General features: G+C 64.4%; 22 protein-coding genes. 10 read left to right on the forward strand and 12 right to left on the reverse strand.

Features of this window, described 5'->3' with window-relative positions:
• Nucleotides 1-69: 69 nt before the first annotated feature.
• From K3172_RS11240 to recA, 5 genes are all read right to left on the reverse strand, one after another.
• Nucleotides 70-900 (reverse strand): class I SAM-dependent methyltransferase, encoded by an 831-nt coding sequence (locus K3172_RS11240; protein ID WP_221590072.1) that lies wholly within the window; start codon nt 898-900, stop codon nt 70-72.
• 4 nt (nt 901-904) lie between these two features.
• Complete coding sequence (locus tag K3172_RS11245; protein WP_221590074.1) at nt 905-1,927, reverse strand: NAD-dependent epimerase/dehydratase family protein; 1,023 nt, start codon at nt 1,925-1,927, stop codon at nt 905-907.
• Nucleotides 1,927-3,093: a nucleotide sugar dehydrogenase gene (locus tag K3172_RS11250; protein WP_221590076.1), complete on the reverse strand. Its 1,167-nt coding sequence runs from the start codon at nt 3,091-3,093 to the stop codon at nt 1,927-1,929. Before K3172_RS11250 ends, K3172_RS11245 begins: the two co-directional genes overlap by 1 nt.
• Nucleotides 3,094-3,191: 98 nt before the next feature.
• Entirely contained in the window at nt 3,192-3,818 is a 627-nt protein-coding gene (locus K3172_RS11255) for a glutathione S-transferase family protein (RefSeq protein WP_221590078.1), read from the reverse strand.
• A gap of 226 nt (nt 3,819-4,044) precedes the next feature.
• The gene (gene recA, locus K3172_RS11260; RefSeq protein ID WP_221590080.1) at nt 4,045-5,109 is read right to left on the reverse strand and encodes a recombinase RecA; all 1,065 of its coding nucleotides are present in this window, start codon (nt 5,107-5,109) and stop codon (nt 4,045-4,047) included.
• A gap of 488 nt (nt 5,110-5,597) precedes the next feature.
• On the opposite strand from recA, the gene K3172_RS11265 reads away from it, so the two are divergent.
• Nucleotides 5,598-5,987, forward strand: a complete 390-nt coding sequence (locus K3172_RS11265) for a hypothetical protein (protein ID WP_221590082.1) — start codon at nt 5,598-5,600, stop codon at nt 5,985-5,987.
• Between the two features lie 35 nt (nt 5,988-6,022).
• On the opposite strand, the gene K3172_RS11270 is transcribed toward K3172_RS11265, so the two are convergent.
• The 5 genes from K3172_RS11270 to dapA form a co-directional block, all read right to left on the reverse strand.
• On the reverse strand, nt 6,023-6,898 hold the full coding sequence (locus K3172_RS11270) for an IS1595 family transposase (protein WP_221590084.1): 876 nt from the start codon (nt 6,896-6,898) through the stop codon (nt 6,023-6,025).
• A gap of 97 nt (nt 6,899-6,995) precedes the next feature.
• On the reverse strand, nt 6,996-9,473 hold the full coding sequence (locus K3172_RS11275; RefSeq protein ID WP_221590085.1) for a hybrid sensor histidine kinase/response regulator: 2,478 nt from the start codon (nt 9,471-9,473) through the stop codon (nt 6,996-6,998).
• Nucleotides 9,470-10,075 carry a DUF2062 domain-containing protein gene (locus K3172_RS11280; protein WP_247718150.1) on the reverse strand — a complete coding sequence of 202 codons (606 nt, stop codon included), beginning with the start codon at nt 10,073-10,075 and terminating at the stop codon, nt 9,470-9,472. The genes K3172_RS11275 and K3172_RS11280 overlap by 4 nt, the downstream gene beginning before the upstream one ends.
• 106 nt (nt 10,076-10,181) lie before the next feature.
• Nucleotides 10,182-10,664, reverse strand: a complete 483-nt coding sequence (gene smpB, locus K3172_RS11285; protein ID WP_221590087.1) for an SsrA-binding protein SmpB — start codon at nt 10,662-10,664, stop codon at nt 10,182-10,184.
• 46 nt (nt 10,665-10,710) lie between these two features.
• Nucleotides 10,711-11,592 carry a 4-hydroxy-tetrahydrodipicolinate synthase gene (gene dapA, locus K3172_RS11290; protein WP_221590089.1) on the reverse strand — a complete coding sequence of 294 codons (882 nt, stop codon included), beginning with the start codon at nt 11,590-11,592 and terminating at the stop codon, nt 10,711-10,713.
• Nucleotides 11,593-11,693: 101 nt separating this feature from the next.
• Here dapA and K3172_RS11295 point away from each other — a divergent pair, with 101 nt between their 5' ends.
• Genes K3172_RS11295 through K3172_RS11305 form a run of 3 tightly spaced genes read left to right on the forward strand, consistent with a single transcriptional unit; the run spans nt 11,694 to nt 14,629 of the window.
• On the forward strand, nt 11,694-13,643 hold the full coding sequence (locus tag K3172_RS11295; protein WP_345725650.1) for a lytic transglycosylase domain-containing protein: 1,950 nt from the start codon (nt 11,694-11,696) through the stop codon (nt 13,641-13,643).
• A gap of 19 nt (nt 13,644-13,662) precedes the next feature.
• Nucleotides 13,663-14,154 carry a GreA/GreB family elongation factor gene (locus tag K3172_RS11300; protein ID WP_221590094.1) on the forward strand — a complete coding sequence of 164 codons (492 nt, stop codon included), beginning with the start codon at nt 13,663-13,665 and terminating at the stop codon, nt 14,152-14,154.
• Complete coding sequence (locus K3172_RS11305) at nt 14,147-14,629, forward strand: invasion associated locus B family protein (protein ID WP_221590095.1); 483 nt, start codon at nt 14,147-14,149, stop codon at nt 14,627-14,629. The genes K3172_RS11300 and K3172_RS11305 overlap by 8 nt, the downstream gene beginning before the upstream one ends.
• 58 nt (nt 14,630-14,687) lie before the next feature.
• Here K3172_RS11305 and K3172_RS11310 read toward each other — a convergent pair whose 3' ends face one another.
• Together K3172_RS11310 and K3172_RS11315 are read right to left on the reverse strand one after the other, a co-directional pair.
• Entirely contained in the window at nt 14,688-15,356 is a 669-nt protein-coding gene (locus K3172_RS11310; protein WP_221590097.1) for an outer membrane protein, read from the reverse strand.
• 119 nt (nt 15,357-15,475) lie between these two features.
• Nucleotides 15,476-15,652: a hypothetical protein gene (locus K3172_RS11315; RefSeq protein WP_221590099.1), complete on the reverse strand. Its 177-nt coding sequence runs from the start codon at nt 15,650-15,652 to the stop codon at nt 15,476-15,478.
• Here K3172_RS11315 and rlmN point away from each other — a divergent pair.
• The 6 genes from rlmN (at nt 15,633) to K3172_RS11345 (ending at nt 20,366) form a co-directional block, all read left to right on the forward strand.
• A complete protein-coding gene (gene rlmN / locus K3172_RS11320; protein ID WP_221590101.1) occupies nt 15,633-16,874 on the forward strand; it encodes a dual-specificity RNA methyltransferase RlmN in 1,242 nt (413 codons plus the stop codon). The two genes, K3172_RS11315 and rlmN, sit on opposite strands and share 20 nt — an antisense overlap.
• The gene (locus K3172_RS11325; RefSeq protein WP_221590103.1) at nt 16,871-17,470 is read left to right on the forward strand and encodes a class I SAM-dependent methyltransferase; all 600 of its coding nucleotides are present in this window, start codon (nt 16,871-16,873) and stop codon (nt 17,468-17,470) included. Before rlmN ends, K3172_RS11325 begins: the two co-directional genes overlap by 4 nt.
• A gap of 169 nt (nt 17,471-17,639) precedes the next feature.
• Nucleotides 17,640-18,284, forward strand: a complete 645-nt coding sequence (locus tag K3172_RS11330) for an MOSC domain-containing protein (protein WP_221590105.1) — start codon at nt 17,640-17,642, stop codon at nt 18,282-18,284.
• 135 nt (nt 18,285-18,419) lie between these two features.
• Nucleotides 18,420-18,806 carry a glycine zipper 2TM domain-containing protein gene (locus tag K3172_RS11335; RefSeq protein WP_221590107.1) on the forward strand — a complete coding sequence of 129 codons (387 nt, stop codon included), beginning with the start codon at nt 18,420-18,422 and terminating at the stop codon, nt 18,804-18,806.
• A 118-nt stretch (nt 18,807-18,924) separates the two neighbouring features.
• On the forward strand, nt 18,925-19,698 hold the full coding sequence (locus tag K3172_RS11340; RefSeq protein ID WP_221590108.1) for an SDR family oxidoreductase: 774 nt from the start codon (nt 18,925-18,927) through the stop codon (nt 19,696-19,698).
• Nucleotides 19,695-20,366 (forward strand): cytochrome b/b6 domain-containing protein, encoded by a 672-nt coding sequence (locus K3172_RS11345; protein ID WP_221590110.1) that lies wholly within the window; start codon nt 19,695-19,697, stop codon nt 20,364-20,366. The genes K3172_RS11340 and K3172_RS11345 overlap by 4 nt, the downstream gene beginning before the upstream one ends.
• The last annotated feature ends 71 nt before the right edge of the window (nt 20,367-20,437 follow it).

A 20,437-nucleotide genomic window follows, 5' to 3' on the forward strand; every position in this document is an offset into this window, starting at 1 on the left:
GGCGCAGTTAGGCAATCGGCGCGCGACCGACAAGCAGGAAAGGCGGGTCAGACTGTGCTGTGCAGCCGATCAGGCGGGCGCGCGGGCGGTGACGATCCAAGCGGCAGCGGGCAAGGCGACGCGTCCCGCCTCGTCGTGGTCCTCGACAACGCCGCGCAGGCGCGCCAGCGTCACTTCCCGCTCCGGTCCCTCGAGCATGGCGACGGTGCGCGCCGCAGGGCCGATGCGGAGGAAATAGGATAGCGCGTCCTCGATCGCATCCCCGCCCTCGCCCACCAGCATCGGATAATCGAGCGGTTCGATGGCGATATCTCGCCAACCGGCGTCGGACAGGATTTGCCTGATCCGCTCGCTGCGACCGAAGGCGAAGGGCCCGGGCGCATCGGGATCGGCGGGCGGGCCGTCCTGCCGCGGGAGCGCGGAACGCAGGGCGCGCACCCAGCCATTCTCCCGCGGCTCACGGAAGCACGAGAAGACGAGGCGGGCATCGGTTTGCGCCGTCCGTGCGAGACTGGCAAAAGCCCCGACGGGGTCGTCGAAGAACATCACCCCGTGGCGAGAAACCAGCAGGTCGGGCCGCTCGCCCTCCCGCGCTTGCCACCCCGCGGCATCCCCCAGTTCGATACGTACATTGGGAAGCCCGGCGGTCCGCCCCCGGGCTTGCTCTACCAGATCCTCGCTAACATCGAGACCGAGCACGCGCGCATAGGGGTGCTTCTCGCCAAGCCTGAGCGTCATCTCCCCGGCACCGCAGCCGATATCGACGGCGCTGGCGAAATCCCGTGCCTCCGCCTGCGCGAGCAAGACATCGGTCACGGGCCCGAAACTGCGATCGGTGCGTTGCCATTCCCGCGCCCAGCTCTCGCCGACGCGGCCGGTCCATTCGGATCGATCGGTCATCGCCCTATGCCTGGTAGTAGTCGCGGTACCATTCGATGAAGCGGCGCACGCCGTCGCGGATATCGGTCTTCGGCACGTAGCCGGTCAACGAATTCAGCAGTTCCGCATGCGCCCAGGTCGCCGGGACATCGCCCGGCTGCATCGGCATGAGATTGCGCTTCGCTTCGATGCCCAGCGCATCCTCCACCGCCGTGATCATGTCGCCCAGCTGGACCGGCTGCGAATTGCCGATATTGACGACGCGCCACGGCGCGACGGGCGAGAGGCTGTCGCCCTCGGCAATGTCCTCGGCGCTTTCGGGCCGCACCGGCGGCGTGTCGATCAGGCGCCGGATGGCCTCGACCAGGTCCTCCACATATGTGAAGTCGCGCATCATCTCACCGTGGTTGTAGACGTCGATCGGCTCGCCAGCGAGCATCGCCCGGGTGAACTTGAACAGCGCCATGTCCGGCCTGCCCCACGGCCCGTAGACGGTAAAGAAGCGGAACATGGTCACCGGCAGGCTGAACAAGTGCGCGTACGAATGCGCCATCGCCTCGGTCGCCTTCTTGGTCGCAGCGTAGAAGGACATCTGGTGGTCCGTCTTCATCGTCTCGCGATAGGGCATCTCCGTATTCGCGCCGTAGGCCGAGGAAGTCGAGGCAAGCAGCATGTGCTCCGGCGGATGTGCCCGCGCCGCTTCGAGCAGTTCGAAGGTGCCGACGAGATTGCTCTCGAGATAGCTGCGCGGATTGTCGATCGAGTAACGCACCCCCGCCTGCGCGGCGAGGTGGACCACGACGTCGGGCTGTTCCTTGGCGAAAAGGTCCATCAGCAGGCCGGGCGTCTCGATCGGCTCGTTGACCGCACGGAAGCCCTGGTTCTGCAGCAGATTCGCCTGCCGGCGCTGTTTCAGTTCGACCTCGTAATAGTCGCTGAGGCTGTCGATGCCGATGACGCGGAACCCGTCGGCGAGCAGGCGGCGGCACACGAAATAGCCGATGAAACCGGCCGAGCCCGTGACGAGGGCGGTGCGCGCCTCGCCCATCAGTCGGCCCCGAACAGGTCGCGGGTAAAGACCTTGTCCTTAACGTCCTCGAGCGCGGGATCGAGGCGGTTGGCAACGATCACATCGGCCTGAGACTTGAACCGCGCGAGGTCACGCTCGACCCGGCTGCCGAAGAAGCGGTCATCCTCCATGACCGGTTCGTAGACGATCACCTCGATGCCCTTGGCCTTCACGCGTTTCATGATGCCCTGGATCGAGGACTGGCGGAAATTGTCCGAGCCAGCCTTCATCACGAGGCGGAAGACGCCGACCGTTTTCGGCGCACGCGCGATGATCTGGTCGGCGAGGTAATCCTTGCGGGTGCGATTGGCGTCGACGATCGCGCGGATCAGGTTCTGCGGCACCTCGGAGTAGTTTGCCAGCAGCTGCTTGGTGTCCTTGGGCAGGCAGTAGCCGCCATAGCCGAAGGACGGATTGTTGTAATGCGAACCGATTCGCGGATCGAGACCAATGCCCTCGATGATCTGGCGCGTGTCCATGCCGCGCGAGAGCGCATAGCTGTCGAGCTCGTTGAAGAAGGCGACGCGCATGGCGAGATAGGTATTGGCGAACAGCTTGATCGCCTCGGCCTCCTCGAGATCGGTGAGGAGGACCGGTACGTCGTCGTCGAGCGCCGGTTCGAGCAGCAGGTCGGCGAAGCGTCGCGCCCGATCCGACTGCTCGCCGACGATGATGCGCGAGGGGTGCAGATTGTCGTAGAGCGCCTTGCCCTCGCGCAGGAATTCCGGACTGAAGATAATGCGGTCGGTGCCGAATTGCTGGCGCGCATTTGCGACGAAGCCCACGGGGATGGTGGATTTGATGACGATGACCGCCGCGTCATTCGCTTCGAGGACCTGCCGAATGACGCTGTCGACCGCAGAGGTATCGAAGAAGTTGGTCTCCGGATCGTAATTAGTCGGCACGGCGACTACGGCGAATTCGGCCCCGCCGATGGCGGCGGCGAAATCGGTGGTAAAGGCGAGATCGAGATCGTCGTGGGTGAGGTATTCCTCGACCAGATCGTCCTGGATCGGCGATTTGCGGTCGCTGAGCAGAGCCACGCGATCGGCGGAGATGTCGTAGCCCACCACCGTGTTATGCTGCGACAGCATGATCGCATTGGAAAGCCCGACATAACCAAGCCCGAAGACTGCAATTTTCATGTTCTTGTCCGTGCCGTCCGGTCACTTGCGCCCGCAGGCTGAGTGCCTGTCTTGTGTGGGGTGGTGGCGGGTTTTGCAAGTCCGCCAAAGGGGTTAACCTACCAGATGAAGTAGGCTCCGCCCTTCTCCCGCGCACGCTGCCAGGCAGGGCGGGAATGGACCGCCTCGACGAATTTGACGGTCTTCGGGCATTGCTCGGCAAAGCCCTGCATCACCGCGATTTCTGCGGGAAAGCTCATCATGACGTCGGCGGCGGTCCAGCCGGAGCCGACGAAGTGACCGTGATCGTTGATGCCCTCTTCCATGAACGCGACATGCGCGGCGAACTGTTCGTCGATGCGCGGCATGATCGGCGCGGCGGCATTGCCGAGGCGGCCGGCCATGATGCGCATCATCACGGGCACGAAGAAGCTGCTCTCGCCGAACTGCATCCATTCGAGATGCCGGATGTGCTCTTCGGTATCGGTCGCGGGCAGCCAGCTTTCGCCGCCGTGGCTCTCGCACAGGTACTGGATGATCGCCCCGCTCTCGGCCACGCGCACGCCGTCGTCCTCGATCAGCGGCGACTTGCCGAGCGGGTGCGGGCCTTTCAGCTCCGGCGGGGCGAGATTGCTCTCGGCATCGCGCTGGTAGTGGACGATCTCGTAGTCCGCCCCCAGTTCCTCGAGCAGCCAGAGAATGCGCTGCGAACGGCTGTTGTTGAGGTGATGGACGGTAATCGTCATGGGTCTCTCCTGCTGGCCGATGGCCTGGCTGCGCCATCGCTCGATTCGGGCGCGACCCTAGGCGAGGCCCCGGGAGCCCGCCAGCAAAGAGAGCCGCATACGGAAAAGCCGGTGCGGCCATAGGTAGGCGCGCACCGGCTTTCCGTTCTTTCGGGAGCGCCGGGGGACAGTCCGGCTGGGACGCTGGCCCGGGGGATTGGGCAGCGCGCTCCCGCTTGAAGAGATATCAGTCCTCGTCCGCGTCCGGACCGGTCATCATCTCTTCGGCCACCTCGTCGGTGCGGCCGCGGATCGCGGCTTCCAACTTGGCGCACATCTCGGGATTTTCCTTGAGGAACGTCTTGGCGTTTTCGCGGCCCTGGCCGATGCGGACGCTGTCATAGCTGAACCAGCTGCCGGACTTCTCGACCACTCCGGCCTTCACGCCGAGGTCGAGGATCTCGCCGATCTTCGAAATGCCCTCGCCATACATGATGTCGAATTCGACCTGCTTGAACGGCGGGGCGACCTTGTTCTTGACCACCTTCACGCGCGTCGCGTTGCCGATCACCTCGTCGCGATCCTTGATCTGGCCGGTGCGGCGGATGTCGAGCCGGACCGAGGCATAGAACTTGAGCGCATTGCCGCCGGTCGTGGTTTCCGGATTGCCGTACATCACGCCGATCTTCATGCGCAGCTGGTTGATGAAAATCACCATGCACTTGGAACGGTTGATCGAGCCGGTCAGCTTGCGCAGCGACTGCGACATCAGGCGCGCCTGCAGGCCGACGTGGCTGTCGCCCATCTCGCCTTCGATCTCGGCGCGCGGCACCAGTGCGGCGACCGAGTCGACCACCAGCACGTCGATCGCGTTCGAGCGGACCAGCGTGTCGGTAATCTCGAGTGCCTGTTCGCCCGTATCGGGCTGCGACACGATCAGCTCGTCGATATCGACGCCCAGCTTCTTGGCATAGACCGGATCGAGCGCGTGTTCCGCGTCGACGAAGGCGGCCGTCCCACCGTTCTTTTGCGCTTCGGCGATGACATGCAGCGCCAGCGTCGTCTTGCCCGAGCTTTCCGGGCCGTAGACCTCGATCACGCGGCCCTTGGGCAGGCCGCCGATGCCGAGCGCGATGTCGAGACCGAGCGAGCCGGTCGAGATCGCTTCCACATTCATCGCTTCCTTCGAGCCCAGCTTCATCGCCGAACCCTTGCCGAATGCGCGGTCGATCTGCGCGAGTGCGGCGTCGAGTGCCTTCTGACGGTCTGCGTCCACTTGCTTTCCTTCTACGAGCTTCAGATTGGCCGCCATGACATCACCTCCTGCACTTGCAAAGAGCCGCCCTCGACTCTTCAACTGCCACGTGATGTATCGGCTTTGTTCTCAATGAACAAGTAGGGAACGCAAGGGGATTATCCCCTTCGGACAAGTTACCCCAGAATCGACTCTTCGGAGGGCGGTGATATGAGGGGGTATGCCTCTACCAGACGGAACGCTCACCGAGTTCGAAATGCAGCTTGTTCAAGGCAAGCTTGCGGCTCTTTGGCAAGCCAACGGCGGAAGGCCGGTTTGTCGCTCCTGCGGATCGGACAAGTATTACGTCAGCCCTCAACTCGCGGGAAATCGATCAGATACGCTCAATGCGTCCGATCCTCACTTTCGCTTGCCCTCGGTGGTGACTTACTGTGCGAGTTGCGGACTTATGGACTTTCATGTTGCGTGGGTCTTGGGGTTACAGCCCCTTGTCGCCTCGCCCCCGCCGCCTCCGATCAATATTCCACCACCTTGGGGAGACGGCAATGGCTGACGGCACGCCGAATCTCACTAGTGCGCCGAACAAACCTCTCCGAGGTGGGGCGTCAGGGTTCAATCGCACACCTGGTGTGCGTGAAATGAGGGAATATCCTGTCACATCTAGAGAGCTTTGGACGCTTGGCGGTCTTCAAGCTAGCTCAGCTCTCACACTGTCCTTGGCTGGATGGCTGTTCGGCTTCTGGCTTAACGCTAAGCAGGCGCTAGACCTCGCCGACCGAAAGACGATCCCAGCAACAGCTCTGGCTCAATGGGAAGCCTATGCCAACCTTGCTTGGTGGGGAGCGCTAGGTATCGGTATTTTGGGTTTTCTGCTAATGGGCCTTGTGGGCCTCAATGTCTGGGGGATTATCAAGGATACTCGACATGGACCATGACAAGTTTGACCGCCTGCTAAAGGCGATGACAGGCCCTAGCGCTGAAAAGCCGTCATCAGCTCGGAAAGCATCGTCTCGGGACGGTGACGCCGATTGTGACGAAACTCGAACTCGCCCAGATACTTCGGAAGATGCTTCGCGCTGACGTGAATGTGAGTGCCGTTGATCGAGCGCTTTAGCTGCGCCCAGAAGCCTTCAATCCCGTTCACCGTCACGCCCGTGGCGCTGACATACTCTTCTTTGCTGTGATCGACCTGCTTGTGCCAGTAGCCCTTGATGGTGCCGAGACCGCCATAGGAGCGCAGCGTATCGGTGTGGACTTCGCTGTAGGGCTTCACGAGGCTGACGATGTGGGGAAGCATGTCGCCGCTCTTGCGTGAGGGCACGACGCGGGTGACGATGTTGCCCTTCTTTTCGCGCATACCCAGCACGACAGTCTTGCCAGCCCCGCCCATGCCGTTGCGGCGATAGCCACCGATGAACGTCTCGTCGATCTCGACAGTCTTGAACGGACCGCCAAGCGGCTCGTCACCGCCCACGATGGCCATGTATTTGCGGATTTCATGGCACATGCGCCAAGCGGTCTTGTAGGTCACGCCGATCTGGCGCTCGACTTCCTTTGCCGCCACGCCGTTCCGCTTCGAGCAAAAGAGGAACATGACGTAGAACCAATCGCGCAGGCTTGTGCGGGTCGCGTGGAAGGGCGTGCCAGCGGTCGGGTAGATTTGATGGCCGCAATGCTCGCAAGCGTAGGAGCGGCGCTTCTTGGCACGGTAGAACTGCGCATCCTTGCCGCACTTTTCGCATTCGTGACGCTCGCCAAAGCGCACCAGCTTAAGGTGCTCTAGGCAGCTATCCTCGGTGGGGAAGCGGTCTTGAAACTGGCGAAGGGTGGGGGCTTTGTTGCTCATAAGCCCTTGTAGCAGATTGCCTTACTTGTCGCAAGGGGATAATCCCCGAACGCAATTTTTTTCGCGTTTTGTTCCAATGGCCGTAGCCGGCCTTGACCTACCCGTCGCGTTGCGCCGCCAGAACTTCGGCAACCATGGCGTTGATCTGCTGCACGCTGAACGGCTTGGGGATGAAATACATCGCGTCGATGTCGATTTCGTTGCGTAGCTGTTCCTCGGCATAGCCCGACATGAAGAGGATCGGCAGTTTCGGCTTAACCCGCCGGATCGCACGCGCCATTGCCGGACCATCCATCGCGGGCATGACCACGTCGGAGACGATGAGGTCGAAATCCTCGGTTCCGTTCGCCACCTCCGCAAGGCCCTCCTCCCCGTCGGAAGCAGTCGTCACGGTATAGCCCGCGCGCACCAGCGCTCGCTCGGCGACGGCGCGAACCATGTCCTCGTCCTCCACCAGCAGCAGCTTGCCGCCGCCGGACCACTCGCTGGCCTTCTGCTCGGCTTCTTCCTCGCTGCGCATGGCGATCGGCAGTTCGCCCTTGTGGACGGGCAGATAGACCGTGAAGCGCGCGCCGGTGATCGTGCCATCGGTCCCGCGGACATTGTCGGCGAAGATGAAACCGTTCGACTGCTTGACGATGCCGTAGACGGTCGACAGGCCGAGGCCGGTGCCCTTGCCCTGTTCCTTGGTTGTGAAGAAGGGCTCGAAAATCTTGCTCAGGATATCGGGGGGGATACCGCCGCCGGTGTCCTGCACGATCAGCACCGTGTAGTCGTCGGCGGGCATGATATCGCTACCCATCTTGCGCACGTCGCGGGCCGAGACTCGCCGTGTCGCGAGAGTCAGGCGGCCCTTCCAGTCCTGCCGTCCGGTCTTGGCCGCATGCGCCTGCATCGCGTCGCGCGCATTCACGGCGAGGTTGATGATGACCTGCTCCAGCTGCTGAGGGTCGGCGCGCACCGGCCCCAGCTCGCGGTCGTGGCGCACGGCGAACTCGATCTTGTCGCCCATCAGGCGCTTGAGGAGCTGGCTGACCTCGCTGACCACGTCGGGCAGTTGCAGCACGACCGGCCGCAGGGTCTGCTGGCGGCTGAAGGCGAGCAGCTGTCGCGTGAGGCTGGCCGCGCGATTGGAATTGGCGCGGATCTGCTGGATGTCGTCGTAGTCGCTGTCGCCCGGTGTGTGGCGCAGCAGCATGAGGTCGCAGTAACCGATGATCGCGGTGAGCACGTTGTTGAAGTCGTGCGCGACACCGCCGGCGAGCTGGCCGACCGCCTGCATCTTGGTCGCCTGGGCCACCTGCCGGCGCAGGCGCTTCTCTTCGGTCGAATCGGTGATCGAAAGCAGCACGGCCGCATCGCCCATGCCGCGAATGCCCGCGAGCCCGATCGAAACCGGCTCTTCCTTGTCGCCCGACAGGCGTACCGCCATGTCCCCGCTCGAACTCGCACCCTTGGCGAACCGGCGCACGGTGTCGGCGATCGCCGCCTTGTCTTCGCGCACGACGAGGTCGGACGGGAACTGCGGCAGTCCCTCGCTCTCGCGCTCGACGGCGCGCAGGAAGGCCTTGTTGGCGAACAGGAAACGCCCGTCGCGATCGGTCAGCGCAAGGCCCAGCGGCAATGCCGACAACAAGGCCTCGAGCTGCGGGATCGCGGCCTTGCCTCCGCCGTCCCAGCCGCTTCCGATACCCACGGTGCTGTCGACCAGCAGCATCAGCGAAGGGGCCTGGTCGGCCTCGCTCACGCGCGAAGCCGTCGGCAGGTCGAGCGGTACGTGGACGAGGGTCTGCGGCGAGCCCTGCTGGCCCTCGCGCGCGAAGAAAATCCTGTCGCGGTCGTCCGAGCGGAGCAATTGCACGAACTCCATGCCGACCAGCGATGCCTGGCTGCCCCCCGTCGCCCGCTCGGCAAGGCCCTGCGTCGCCGCCTGCACGACCCCGTCCGGAGCGACCAGCGCCAGCTCCAGCCCGGCGCGCGACATCACCTCGCCAAGCGGCCCCGCAACCTGGTCGACGAGCCCGTCGTAGCTGCGCCGCTGGATGATCTCGGCGAAGCGCCAGACGAGAAAATCCTCCGCCCGGCCTGCCCGGTCGACCTTGAGGCGGAAACGCTTGTCCGTGCCCTCGAACGTCAACAGCTCGACTTCGGCACTGCCGTCGCGCCATGCTTCGCGCGCGGCGATCATCAGGCGCTCGCGCGATTTCGGGGCGAAGGGCAGTTCGAGCGGGGCGGCGGCCCTTTCGAACCACTCTTCATAACTGGTGTTGGCGCAGGTCAGGCGGTTCGCACGATCGGTCACGGCCAGCGCACGGCGACTGTTCTCGATCGCCGCGGCGGTGACCGACCAGTCGGGGAGACCCAAGTCCTGCTCGACAGCCCCGGTGCGCAGCCTTGCCGCCAGCAGCAGCATCAGCAGCACCGCAACCAGCGCGCCGCCATACGCGATCGCCACGACTGTCGCCCCGGCCACCAGCCACACCAGCGCAACGGAAATCACGCAGGCAGCCACAACCCCGAGGATCAGGGGAAGCGGGGGAAGACGACCGATGGTGTTGTCGTCCTGCACGCTCATTCAGTCCCCTCCGCGAGGCGCTCGTCGAGGCGCCGCTCCATGGCGCGCAGGCGACGACGGCGCTTCGATGCTACGATGAACCGCCAGACGAAGCCGGCCACGAGATAGCCGATCGCCGCGCCGACGACGGCGAGCACGATGAAGCCGAAGATCGTCACCAGCACGGTCACGCCGACCCCTTCGAACATTTCGATCAGCCAAGCCCAGCGACCGCTTGCCATCTCCTCCTGCGCGGCTCCGCCGGTTACGCCGAGGTCCACCTTCAGGATGAAGGCACCCAGGCGGTTGGCGAACCAGGCCCAGAAGGGAAAGGTGAAGGGATTGGTGATGAAGGTGACCAGCGCCGACAGCGGCACATTGGCACGGGCGGGCAATGCCATGAAGGCGGCAAGGAAGATCTGGCCGACCGGGATGATGAAGCCGGCAAAGATTCCCAGCGCCACGCCGCGCGGCACGCTGCGGCGGGTGAAGCGCCACAATTCGGGCGTCAGGAAGCGATGGGCGATGGGCGCAAGATACTTGTTCTGCGCCATCTGCTCGCGCGTGGGCATATACTTGCGGATCAGGTCCGCCAGGAAGGTTTTCGACTTTGGGTTGCTCATGGCCACGATTCGGAAATGCGCCGCCCGACTAGCGAGTGCAAGGCCGGCGCACTAGCGAAGTGCGATGAATGCACAATGGCCATCGCCGGAATTCGACGGCTGCGGATCAGCCGCGCTCGCGCATCAGCCGCGCCTTGTCCCGCTGCCAGTCGCGATCCTTGATATATTCGCGCTTGTCCTGCGACTGCCTGCCCTTGGCGAGGCCGAGTTCGACCTTGGCCCGTCCCGTGCGATTGAAATAGATGCTGAGCGGGATCAGGGTCATGCCCTTGCGTTCGACCGCGCCCAGCAGCCGCTGGATTTCGCGCGCATGGAGCAGCAGCTTGCGCGGCCGCCGGGGCTCGTGGTTGAGCCGGTTGCCGTGGCTGTATTCGGGAATGTTGGCGTTGATCAACCAGGCCTGTCCGTCGCGGATTTCGGCATAGCTTTCGGCAATGCTCGCCTCGCCCGCCCGTAGCGCCTTGACCTCGGTCCCTTGCAGCGCGAGCCCGGCCTCGAACTTGTCCTCGACAGCATAATCGAACCGCGCACGCCGGTTTTCGGCGACGGTTTTCTGCTTGTCGAAGGTCTCGGGTTTGGGGCGTGCCATATGGTGGGCGCATCTAGGCGCGGCGGAGCGAAAAGGAAAGAGCGGGCTAGATCAGCCCGGCGATCTCCAGCGCCTCGTCGACGGCCTTTCGGCTGGCTTCGCTCGCGTTCACGAGCGGCAGGCGCACGTCGCATTCGATCCAGTCGTGAACGCGGCTCAGCGCGTATTTAACCGGCGCCGGACTGGCGTCGGAGAACATTGCATAGTGCAGCGGGAACAGCCGGTCGTTGATTTCGCGCGCCTTGACCAGATCGTTGGCGTCGATCGCCGCATGGAATTCGGCGCACAGTGCGGGGGCGACATTGGCCGTAACCGAAATGCAGCCGGAACCACCGGCGGCAGAGTGCGGCAGCCACAGTTCGTCATTGCCCGACAGCTGGCAGAAATCGTGGCCGATACCCATGCGATGGTCGGCGACGCGCGAGAGGTCCCCGCTGGCATCCTTGATGGCGACGATCCGGTCGGGATACTTGGTCACCAGTTCGACCACCGTTTCGTCCTCGATATCGGTCACGGTGCGCGCGGGCACGTTGTAGAGCACGATCGGCAGGTCGCTGTTTTCGGCAAGATAACTGAAATGGGCGATCAGGCCCGCCTGGCTCGGCCGGTTGTAATAGGGGGCTACGCACAGGCCAGCGGCCGCTCCGGCCTTCTTGGAAAAGCGCATGTGCAGCAGGGCGTTGTTGGTGTCGTTGCTGCCGCATCCCGCGATCACCGGCACGCGCCCGGCCGCCTGTTCGACGCATACTTCGATCACGCGGTGGTGTTCGGCATTGGACAGGGTCGAGGCCTCGCCCGTCGTGCCGCAGGGCACCAGCGCACTCGAACCGTTGTCGATCTGCCAGTCCACCAGCCGGCGGAAAGCGGCCTCGTCGAACGATCCGTCGCGAAAAGGAGTCGCCAGAGCCGGAATCGAGCCTGAGAACATTTGCGTGGGTCCTGCGTTAGCTGCATGAGTGTCCGAGAGATTTCACGGACCGGAAATTTCATTCAGCACCTGATAAGGAGCCGGGGGCCATTATGTCCAGCATGGGCAAAAAGACAGCATTTTCGTTCGCACTCCTTGCCGGCACGGCCTTCGCCCTGCCCGCTCCCGCCGCAGCGCAGGAGGCCGCCGAATGGGACCGCGCGCGCAACAATCTGGTGGCGCAGAACCCGGGGCGGATGGCGCAGGCGATCAGCAAGTGGGAATACCTCACCGGGCGCGACAATCTGGTCTTCTCCGAATACGCCAATTTCATCACCACCTATCCGGGGTTCCCGCGGCAGGACCTGCTGCAGTCGCGTGCCGAAGCGGCGCTCGACAAAGAACCGGTGACGCCCGAGGCGCTGGTCGCCTTCTTCGACCGCACTCCCCCGCTCTCGAACGGTGCGAAGGCGCGCTATGCGCTGGCGCTCGCTTCGGCAGGGCGTGACGAGGCGTTCACGGTGGCGCGGGAGGCGTGGCGCGGCGGCGTGATGAGCGGCCCTGCGGAGGCCTATATGCTCGGCCTGTTCGGTTCGCGCTTCACGCCAGAGGACCACGCTGCCCGGATGGATGCGCTGCTCTGGCAGGGCGAGCGCGAGGCCGCGGCGCGCCAGATCGTCAACGTGCCGGCTGCCGACCGCCAGCTGGCCACTGCAAGGCTGGCGCTGTTGCAGGGAAGCCGTCCCGAGCAGTCCGGGATCGCCGTGCCCGCCGAGGCAGCGAACGATGCGGGCTATGTCTACAACCTGGTGCGCTATTACCGCACCAGCGGACAGCTGCCGATGGCGATCAGCACGCTTGCTAATCGCGCGCAATTCGCCGGCCCGGCCTTCGATGCGGAAGATTACGTTGCCGAGGCACTGCGCGCCGCCAAGGGCGCCGGTGCTGACCCTGCCGCGCGGATCGCCGCCAAGGTCGACGATCTGTTCGCCCCGGGCACCGATGTCAGCACGCTCTCCTACCGCCTGCGGGACGACTATACCTCGCTCATGTGGCTCGGCGGGACGAGCGCCTTGTGGAACCTTGGCGACGGCATGCGCGCCGCGCCGCTGTTCTACCGCTACGGCGCAGCCGCGCAGACGCCCCAGACCCGTTCAAAGGGTTTCTACTGGGCCGGTCTTGCCGCCAAGCGCGCGGGCAATTCTTCCGAAGCCAGGCGTTACTTCGAAATGGCCGCCGAATACCCCGACCGATTCTACGGCCGGATGGCGCTCGAAGAACTCGGACGCCCCTTCCCCACGCTGCCGCGCGTCAGTTCGATCCAGCCCACGGCGGAGCAGCGCGCCGAGTTCATGAACCGCCCGCTGGTCGCCGCCGTGCGCGAAGTGGCGCGCGATGCACCATGGCGCACGGGCATCTATTTCTATCGTGAGATCGCCAGCCAGGCGCAGACCCCGGTCGAGCACGCGCTCGTCTCCGAGCTTGCGCGCGACATCGGCCGCCGCGACCTCGCGGTGATCCTGACCGACCAGGCGGGCCGCGACGGGCACGAAGAATTCATCGTCCAGGGCTTCCCGGTCCTGCCCCTCCCGCAGGGTGCGGATTTCACGCTGGTCCATGCGATCGCGCGGCAGGAAAGCCAGTTCGCACAGAACGCGATCAGCCACGCCGGCGCGCGCGGCCTGATGCAGCTCATGCCCGGCACCGCACGCGAGGAAGCGGAGAAGGCAGGGATGTCCTACATGTCCGCTTCGCTGATCGACGATGCGCAGTACAACGTGCGTCTCGGCAGCAATCATATCCAGCGGCTGATGGCGCGCTACAACGGCAGCTACCCGCTCGCCTTTGCCGCCTACAATGCCGGGCCTGGCAATGTGAATAAGTGGCTCGCCGCGAATGGCGATCCGCGCAACGGATCGATCAGTTGGGTCGAATGGATCGAGAAGATCCCGTTCTACGAAACCAAGAACTACGTCCAGCGCGTGGTCGAGAATGCGGCCATGTACGAAACGCTCTATCCCGAGCGGACGCCGTACAAGCGCAAGCGTTCGGTGAGTGACTTCCTGCGCTGATCCGCGCTAGGGGCGGGCCATGTCCGCGACTAAATCCGCCCCCGGCAACCCGATCACGCCTGCCGGATATGCCGCGCTCAAAGCGCGCTACGACCACCTGTTGGGCACGGAACGCCCCGCGATCGTCGAGATCGTCAGCTGGGCGGCGGGCAATGGCGACCGCAGCGAGAACGGAGACTACCTCTACGGCCGCAAGCGCATGCGCGAAATCGACCGCGAGCTCGCCCATATCGCCCGCCGCATGAAGGCCGCGCGGGTCATCGATCCCGCCGAGCAGCCCGATATGAACCGCGCCTTCTTCGGCGCGCGGGTCATGCTGGCAGACGAGGACGACAACGAAAAATCCGTAACCCTGGTCGGCGATGATGAGCAGGACGCGAGCCAGGGGCGCATCGGCTGGTCCTCCCCCCTCGCCCGCGCGCTGAAGGGTGCCGCGGTCGGGGATTTGCGCACCGTCAGGCTTCCCGGCGGCGAAAAGGAATGGGAAGTGATCGCCATTGCCTATGCGTAAGCTTGCCGTCCTCGCGCTACTCGCCCTGTCCGCGCCGCTCGCGGCCAAGGACAGCCTCGGCGTCTTTTCCGACTGGGGCGCCTTCCGCGACCGGTCCGTGCCCCGCTGCTACGCGATTGCCATCCCCCAGCCGAGCCGCCTCAAGCGGGATAACGAACCCTTTGCGACGATCGGCACCTGGCCGCGCCGCAACCTGCGCGGGCAGGTCCATTTCCGCCTTTCGCGCATGCTGCGGACCAATGGCACGATTACCCTGCAGGTCGGACCGAAGCGCTTCCAGCTTATCGGCGGCGGGGGCGATGCCTGGTCGCAGGACCGCACCATGGACGCAGCGATCGTCGCCGCCATGCGCTCCGCATCCAGCATGACGATCAGAGCCACCGACACGCGCGGACGGCGCTTCTCCGACACCTACTCGCTTTCCGGTGCCGCAACCGCGATGGACGCCGCCACTCTCGCCTGCGCGCGGCGCTGACACGAAAAAGGCCGGCAACGCATCGCGCTGCCGGCCCCGTTTTTCGCGTCGGTTACGCTTAGAAGCGGTAACCGAAGCCCAGCATCACCTGGTGACGATCGAGGTCGATCTCGCCCAGGTCGACATCCGGCGCATTGCCTTCATAGTCGAGCTCGGCGCTGCTGTAGTTCGAATAGCGATATTCGATCTTGGCATAGGTGTTGGTGTTGAGCGCGTATTCCGCACCCGCACCCAGACGGAAGCCGTCGGTGTCGATCTTGGCGCGGTATTCCTCGCCGTTGTACGAGCTGTTCAGGTTATAGCGAGCGTTGGAGTAACCGCCCTTCACGTAAAGCAACAGGTCCGGATTGGCGAGGACACCGGCGCGCGCGCCGACATAGATGTCACGCCCGGCGTGGACGTCGCCGAGGCCGAAGAATTCGCCATCGTTACCGTCGAATTCCACATTGGCCGAGGAATCGGTGATTTCGCCTTCGAGGCCGAGGACGACGCCGCCGGCGTTGAAGTCGTAGCCGACGCCGACGCCGTAGGTCACACCGTCGATCGACTGGTCGTTGTTGTCGTTCACATCGTCGTCGACATCGCTGCCGGCCTTGGTCACGTCATAACCCACCAGCGCTTCGACGCGCGGGCCGGTGAAGGTGCCGTCCGTGGCGTCCTGCGCCATGGCCGGGGCCGAAAGAGCTGCAACCGAAGTGGCTGCGAGGATTGCGACAGTCTTTTTCATCAATTTTCTCCGTTATTCAACGCAGCCATCAGGCGGCGTGTGACGAGGAAACGGAGCAGACCGCCGTGTGGTTTCATTAACCTCCCACAACATAAAAATGTTGCCCGAAAGACACATTGTTACGCCAAGCCGTGCACATTCATCGACGGGTCGTGGACGGTCTGCAGGGCATCCAGAAATGCGACGAACCGCAGGAACCGGGCGCGATTGCGCCGCTTGTTGTCGCCCCGCAGCGTCTGGCCAAATGCATCGGGCACGCCTATATGCGCCGCTCCCATGACCGATACGACTCTCATGAGCATTCCCGGGCAGGTGGACCCGATTCCTGTGGCGCGTGACATCACGCCGCGCGTCGATGGGCGCGTCGACCTGATCGGCCTGCCCAAGGACCGCATCCGCGAATTGTTCGAAGACGCTGGGCTCGATGCGCGGCAGGCCAAGCTGCGCGCCAAGCAGGTTTTCCACTGGCTCTACCACCGCGGTGTCACCGACTTTGAGGCGATGACCGATATCGCCAAGACCATGCGCCCGTGGCTTGCCGAACGGTTCGTCATCGGGCGGCCCGAAGTGGTCGAGGCTCAGCATTCGACCGACGGCACCCGCAAGTGGCTGCTCAAGACCGCCGACGGGCACGAGTTCGAGATGGTCTTCATCCCCGATGCCGACCGGGGAACACTCTGCGTCTCCAGCCAGGTTGGCTGCACGCTCAATTGCCGTTTTTGCCACACCGGCACCATGAAGCTGGTGCGCAATCTGACCCCCGGCGAGATCGTCGGCCAGGTCATGCTGGCGCGCGACGCGCTGGGCGAATGGCCCAAGGGCAGCATGGCGGGCCTCGACGATGCCGAGGATGCCGGGCACTACACCTCCGATGGTCGGCTGCTGACCAACATCGTGATGATGGGCATGGGCGAGCCGCTCTACAATTTCGACAACGTCAAGGGCGCGCTGAAGCTGGTGATGGACGGCGACGGGCTCGCCCTGTCGAAGCGCCGCATCACGCTGTCGACCAGCGGCGTGGTGCCGATGATGGACAAGTGCGGCGAGGAAATCGGCGTGAACCTCGCGGTCTCGCTCCACGCGGTCACCAAGGAAATCCGCGACGAGATCGTGCCGATCAACAAGAAATACGGCATCGAGGAACTGCTGCAGGCCTGTGCCGACTATCCCGGCGCCAGCAATGCCCGCCGCATCACCTTCGAATACGTGATGCTCAAGGACAAGAACGACAGCGACGAGGACGCGCTCGAACTGGTCCGGCTGATCAAGCAGTACAAGCTGCCCGCCAAGGTGAACCTGATTCCGTTCAACCCCTGGCCCGGCGCGCCCTACGAATGCTCGACGCCCGAGCGGGTGAAGCGCTTTTCCGAAATCGTTTTCGAACATGGCATCAGCGCGCCGGTCCGCACCCCGCGCGGCCGCGATATCGATGCTGCCTGCGGCCAGCTGAAGACCTCCGCCGAGAAAAAGAGCCGCGCCCAAAGAGACCGCGAGGCCGCCGAGGCCGCGCAAGCGTGAGCGCCGACCCGGCGACGATCGCTTTCTACGAGCGAAACGCGCCGCGCTACACAGCGAGTTTCGGTCAGGCACCCAGTCGCCACCTCGACAGGTTTCTCGACCTATTGGCTCCCGGCGCAAGGATTCTGGAGCTTGGCTGCGGTGCCGGTCGGGATGCGGCGCGCATGATCGAGCGCGGGTTCGACGCCGATCCGACCGACGGGACCCCGGCAATGATCCGCAAGGCGCGCGAACGGCACGACCTCCCAGCACGGGAAATGCAATTTCATCAGCTCGATGCCGTCAGCACCTACGACGCGGTGTGGGCTCACGCCTGCCTCATTCACGTCGCGCGGGCGGAATTGCCCGCAGTCCTCGCGCGCATGCACCGCGCCTTGCGGCCGGGCGGTTGGCATTTCGCCAATTTCAAGCTGGGCGACGGCGAAGGCCGCGATCCGCTGGGACGGCTGCACAACTTCCCCGCCCCTGAATGGCTCGAAGAGGCCTACCGACAGGCCGGGTTTCTGGTCGAGGAGGCCGAAACCTATCGCGGCGAAGGGGCAGATGGCGTCCTGCGGGACTGGTATGCGCTGACGCTTCGCAAGCGAGCCGGATGAGCCCGCACTTCGAAACGCTTTCCTACATTCGCGCCATGTGCTGAAACGCGAACATGACCGACGAAAACTCCCTCGAAACCGCGTATTTCGGCGGCTTTGACCATCCCGGTGTTTTTCCGCCCAGGACAGTGGTCCATGCGGTCCATGTCGTTGGAAACGGGTCGGCAAAATGACCGTCGTGGTCGAGGCCATCTGCGTCGGCCTGCCCAGGCCGTTCAACGGCGCCGAACTGAGCGCGATCGCCAAGACGCCGGTCGAAGGGCGCGTTGCAATTCGCAGCTTCGGGATCGAAGGCGACATGGTCGCCGATACGAGACACCACGGCGGTCCGGACATGGCGGTGCATCACTACCCGCACGAGCATTATGTGGGCTGGCAGGACTGGCTGGGCGGGCATGACCTGCTCGGTGGACCCGCTGCCTTCGGCGAAAACCTGATGAGCAGCGGATTGACCGAAAATGAGGTTCTGATCGGCGACCGCTACCGGCTCGGCACGGCGGTGCTCGAGGTGAGCCAGGGCCGCCAGCCGTGCTGGAAGATCGAGCATCACTTCGGCCGCAAGGGCATTGTCGCGCGTATCCTGTCCACCCACCAGAGCGGCTGGTACTACCGCGTAGTCGAGGAAGGCGAGGCGCAGGCCGGCGATGTGCTGGAGCGCGTCGAGGCAGGCCACGAGGGCTGGAGCGTGGCGCGGGTGTTCGCCGCGCTCTACCACCCGCGCAGCGCATGCGGGAAGGCCGAATTCGAAGCGATCGCCGACCTTGCGCGGCTCAGCACCGTATGGCGCGACAAGGCCCGAGCGCGGATCGACTGAGGCACGGTTCATCGCGCCTTCCGGCTCGGTTTATCGCTAATTTCGCCTTAACGCCGCTTGTTCATCCGAGGTTGTGGACCTCGCCAGCAGGGTCGCCGTTGACAAGCCGTACAACAGGCAAATGAGGCAGAACCAATGAAGAAAGTCGCTCTCGCATTCGCCGCCGGGACCATGGCCCTGACCGGTCTCGGCACCGCAACTCCCGCTGCCGCGGACCCGCCACACTGGGCCCCCGCCCATGGCAAGCGGGCCAAGGACCGCGCTATCTACGACAGCCGCGGCTACTATGTCGAACCGCGCCGTATCTCGCGCGACAGCTACATGTGGCGGGGCCGTGACGGTCGCTACTACTGCAAGCGCGACAACGGCACGACCGGTCTGGTGATCGGTGCCGGCGTCGGCGCACTGGCCGGCCACGAGCTCGCCGGTCGCGGCGACCGCACGCTCGGCGCGATTCTCGGCGGTGCCGTGGGCGCGATCGTCGGTCGGGAGATCGATCGTGGCAGCCTGCGCTGCCGGTGATCCCCATATGACCTAGCTCGAAGGGTTGACCCTTCAGGTCGCAGAGGGCGCGTCGTAATCGGTTAAGGCCGGTTGCGGCGCGCCTTTCCATTGCCGCCCAGCGCGCTACAAGGGCGCGATGTCCGCCTCAGACAGACCAGCCGTGCTCGTGACCGGAGGCGCGAAACGCCTGGGCGCTGCAATCTCACGGGCCTTCGGCGAAGCCGGTTGGCACGTCGTGATCCACTACCGCCGGTCCGCGGAAGCCGCTGCAAGTCTGGCAGAAAGCCTGCCGAGCGCCGAGACCATCGCCTGCGACCTTGCCGACGGCGACTCTCCCGTCGCAATGATCGAAGATCTGGCGGGTCGCCTCTCCGACTGGCGGTGCTTCGTCAATTGCGCTTCGCTGTTCGAAGAGGACGATGTAACCGCGCTCGACCCGGTAACGAACACCCGGGCGATGCAGGTCAACGCCACCTCCCCCGCCCGCATGGCGCAAGCCTATCTCGCCAAGGCGACCGCCGCCGACGGACGGCGGGTGATCCAGGTGACCGACCAGAAGCTCGCCAATCCCAATCCCGACTTCTTCAGCTACACAATGAGTAAGCACGCCCTCGGCGCGACGGTGCCGATGCTGGCGATGGGCGCTGCGGTCGGGCAGGACCGCGTCTATGGCTTGGCTCCCGGGGCGATCCTCGCCAGCCACGACCAGACCGAAGCCGAGACCGAAGTGTCCCACCGGCTAAACCTGCTCGGTCGCAAGACGACGCCCGGGGAAATCGCCGAAGCTGCGGTCTTTCTCGCGAGCGGGACATTGGCCAGCGGCCAGACGCTGTTCGTCGACAGCGGACAGCACCTCCTCTCCCAACCCAGGGATGTTATCTATCTTGCAAGGGAGGGGACCTTTTCATGAAGAAACACGCGCTATCCACCCGCCTGTGGCACTGGCTCAATCTGCTCTGCGTGGTCACGCTGTTCATGTCGGGCCTCACGATCAGCAATGCCCATCGCCTGCTCTATTGGGGCGACTGGGGTTTCTCGCGCCAGCACGCCTGGCTCGAGGTGCCGCGCTTTCCCGACTGGATGACGATCCCCGGCTCCTACAGCCTTGCTGTCGCGCGCGACTGGCATATCCTCATGGCCTGGCCTTTCGCACTGGGCCTGTTGTTCATGTGGGTGGCGATGCTCCTCAACCGCCATTTCCAGCGCGACATCACGACGACCCGCGCGGAATGGCGACCGACGGCGATCTGGCATGTCATCGTCGAGCACCTGAAGCTCAATTTCGAGCACGCCGGCGGCAAGTACAATTTCCTGCAGAAGCTGGCCTACGGCCTCGTGCTCGGCGTCTTCCTGCCGACGATGGTCTTCACCGGCATCTCGATAAGCCCTGGCATGGAGCCGACCTTCGGGTGGCTCGTGGACCTGCTTGGCGGGCGGCAATCCGCGCGCAGCCTGCATTTCATCTTCGCTTTCGCGATCTTCGGATTCTTTGTCGTCCACTTGGCGCTGGTCTTCCTGGCCGGCCCGATCGGACAGATCCGCGGCATGATCACGGGAGGGACGCATCATCAAGCGTAGGGGGTTCATCGCCGGCCTGGGTGCCTTGTGGGTCGCGGGCTGCAACAAGGTTGCGGACAGCGATACTGGCG

Source organism: Qipengyuania proteolytica, from assembly GCF_019711565.1.
GTDB classification, from domain to species: domain Bacteria; phylum Pseudomonadota; class Alphaproteobacteria; order Sphingomonadales; family Sphingomonadaceae; genus Qipengyuania; species Qipengyuania proteolytica.

Coding starts and splice junctions, on each gene's coding strand:
- K3172_RS11255 (WP_221590078.1), bottom strand. CDS start 3,818: ATGACGATTACCGTCCATCACCTCAACAACAGCCGTTCGCAGCGCATT.
- smpB (WP_221590087.1), bottom strand. CDS start 10,664: ATGGCACGCCCCAAACCCGAGACCTTCGACAAGCAGAAAACCGTCGCC.
- K3172_RS11270 (WP_221590084.1), bottom strand. CDS start 6,898: ATGAGCAACAAAGCCCCCACCCTTCGCCAGTTTCAAGACCGCTTCCCC.
- K3172_RS11305 (WP_221590095.1), top strand. CDS start 14,147: ATGCGTAAGCTTGCCGTCCTCGCGCTACTCGCCCTGTCCGCGCCGCTC.
- K3172_RS11335 (WP_221590107.1), top strand. CDS start 18,420: ATGAAGAAAGTCGCTCTCGCATTCGCCGCCGGGACCATGGCCCTGACC.
- K3172_RS11265 (WP_221590082.1), top strand. CDS start 5,598: ATGGCTGACGGCACGCCGAATCTCACTAGTGCGCCGAACAAACCTCTC.
- K3172_RS11250 (WP_221590076.1), bottom strand. CDS start 3,093: ATGAAAATTGCAGTCTTCGGGCTTGGTTATGTCGGGCTTTCCAATGCG.
- rlmN (WP_221590101.1), top strand. CDS start 15,633: ATGACCGATACGACTCTCATGAGCATTCCCGGGCAGGTGGACCCGATT.
- K3172_RS11295 (WP_345725650.1), top strand. CDS start 11,694: ATGGGCAAAAAGACAGCATTTTCGTTCGCACTCCTTGCCGGCACGGCC.
- recA (WP_221590080.1), bottom strand. CDS start 5,109: ATGGCGGCCAATCTGAAGCTCGTAGAAGGAAAGCAAGTGGACGCAGAC.
- K3172_RS11245 (WP_221590074.1), bottom strand. CDS start 1,927: ATGGGCGAGGCGCGCACCGCCCTCGTCACGGGCTCGGCCGGTTTCATC.
- K3172_RS11275 (WP_221590085.1), bottom strand. CDS start 9,473: ATGAGCGTGCAGGACGACAACACCATCGGTCGTCTTCCCCCGCTTCCC.
- K3172_RS11315 (WP_221590099.1), bottom strand. CDS start 15,652: ATGAGAGTCGTATCGGTCATGGGAGCGGCGCATATAGGCGTGCCCGAT.
- K3172_RS11340 (WP_221590108.1), top strand. CDS start 18,925: ATGTCCGCCTCAGACAGACCAGCCGTGCTCGTGACCGGAGGCGCGAAA.
- K3172_RS11300 (WP_221590094.1), top strand. CDS start 13,663: ATGTCCGCGACTAAATCCGCCCCCGGCAACCCGATCACGCCTGCCGGA.
- K3172_RS11345 (WP_221590110.1), top strand. CDS start 19,695: ATGAAGAAACACGCGCTATCCACCCGCCTGTGGCACTGGCTCAATCTG.
- dapA (WP_221590089.1), bottom strand. CDS start 11,592: ATGTTCTCAGGCTCGATTCCGGCTCTGGCGACTCCTTTTCGCGACGGA.
- K3172_RS11310 (WP_221590097.1), bottom strand. CDS start 15,356: ATGAAAAAGACTGTCGCAATCCTCGCAGCCACTTCGGTTGCAGCTCTT.
- K3172_RS11280 (WP_247718150.1), bottom strand. CDS start 10,075: ATGAGCAACCCAAAGTCGAAAACCTTCCTGGCGGACCTGATCCGCAAG.
- K3172_RS11240 (WP_221590072.1), bottom strand. CDS start 900: ATGACCGATCGATCCGAATGGACCGGCCGCGTCGGCGAGAGCTGGGCG.
- K3172_RS11330 (WP_221590105.1), top strand. CDS start 17,640: ATGACCGTCGTGGTCGAGGCCATCTGCGTCGGCCTGCCCAGGCCGTTC.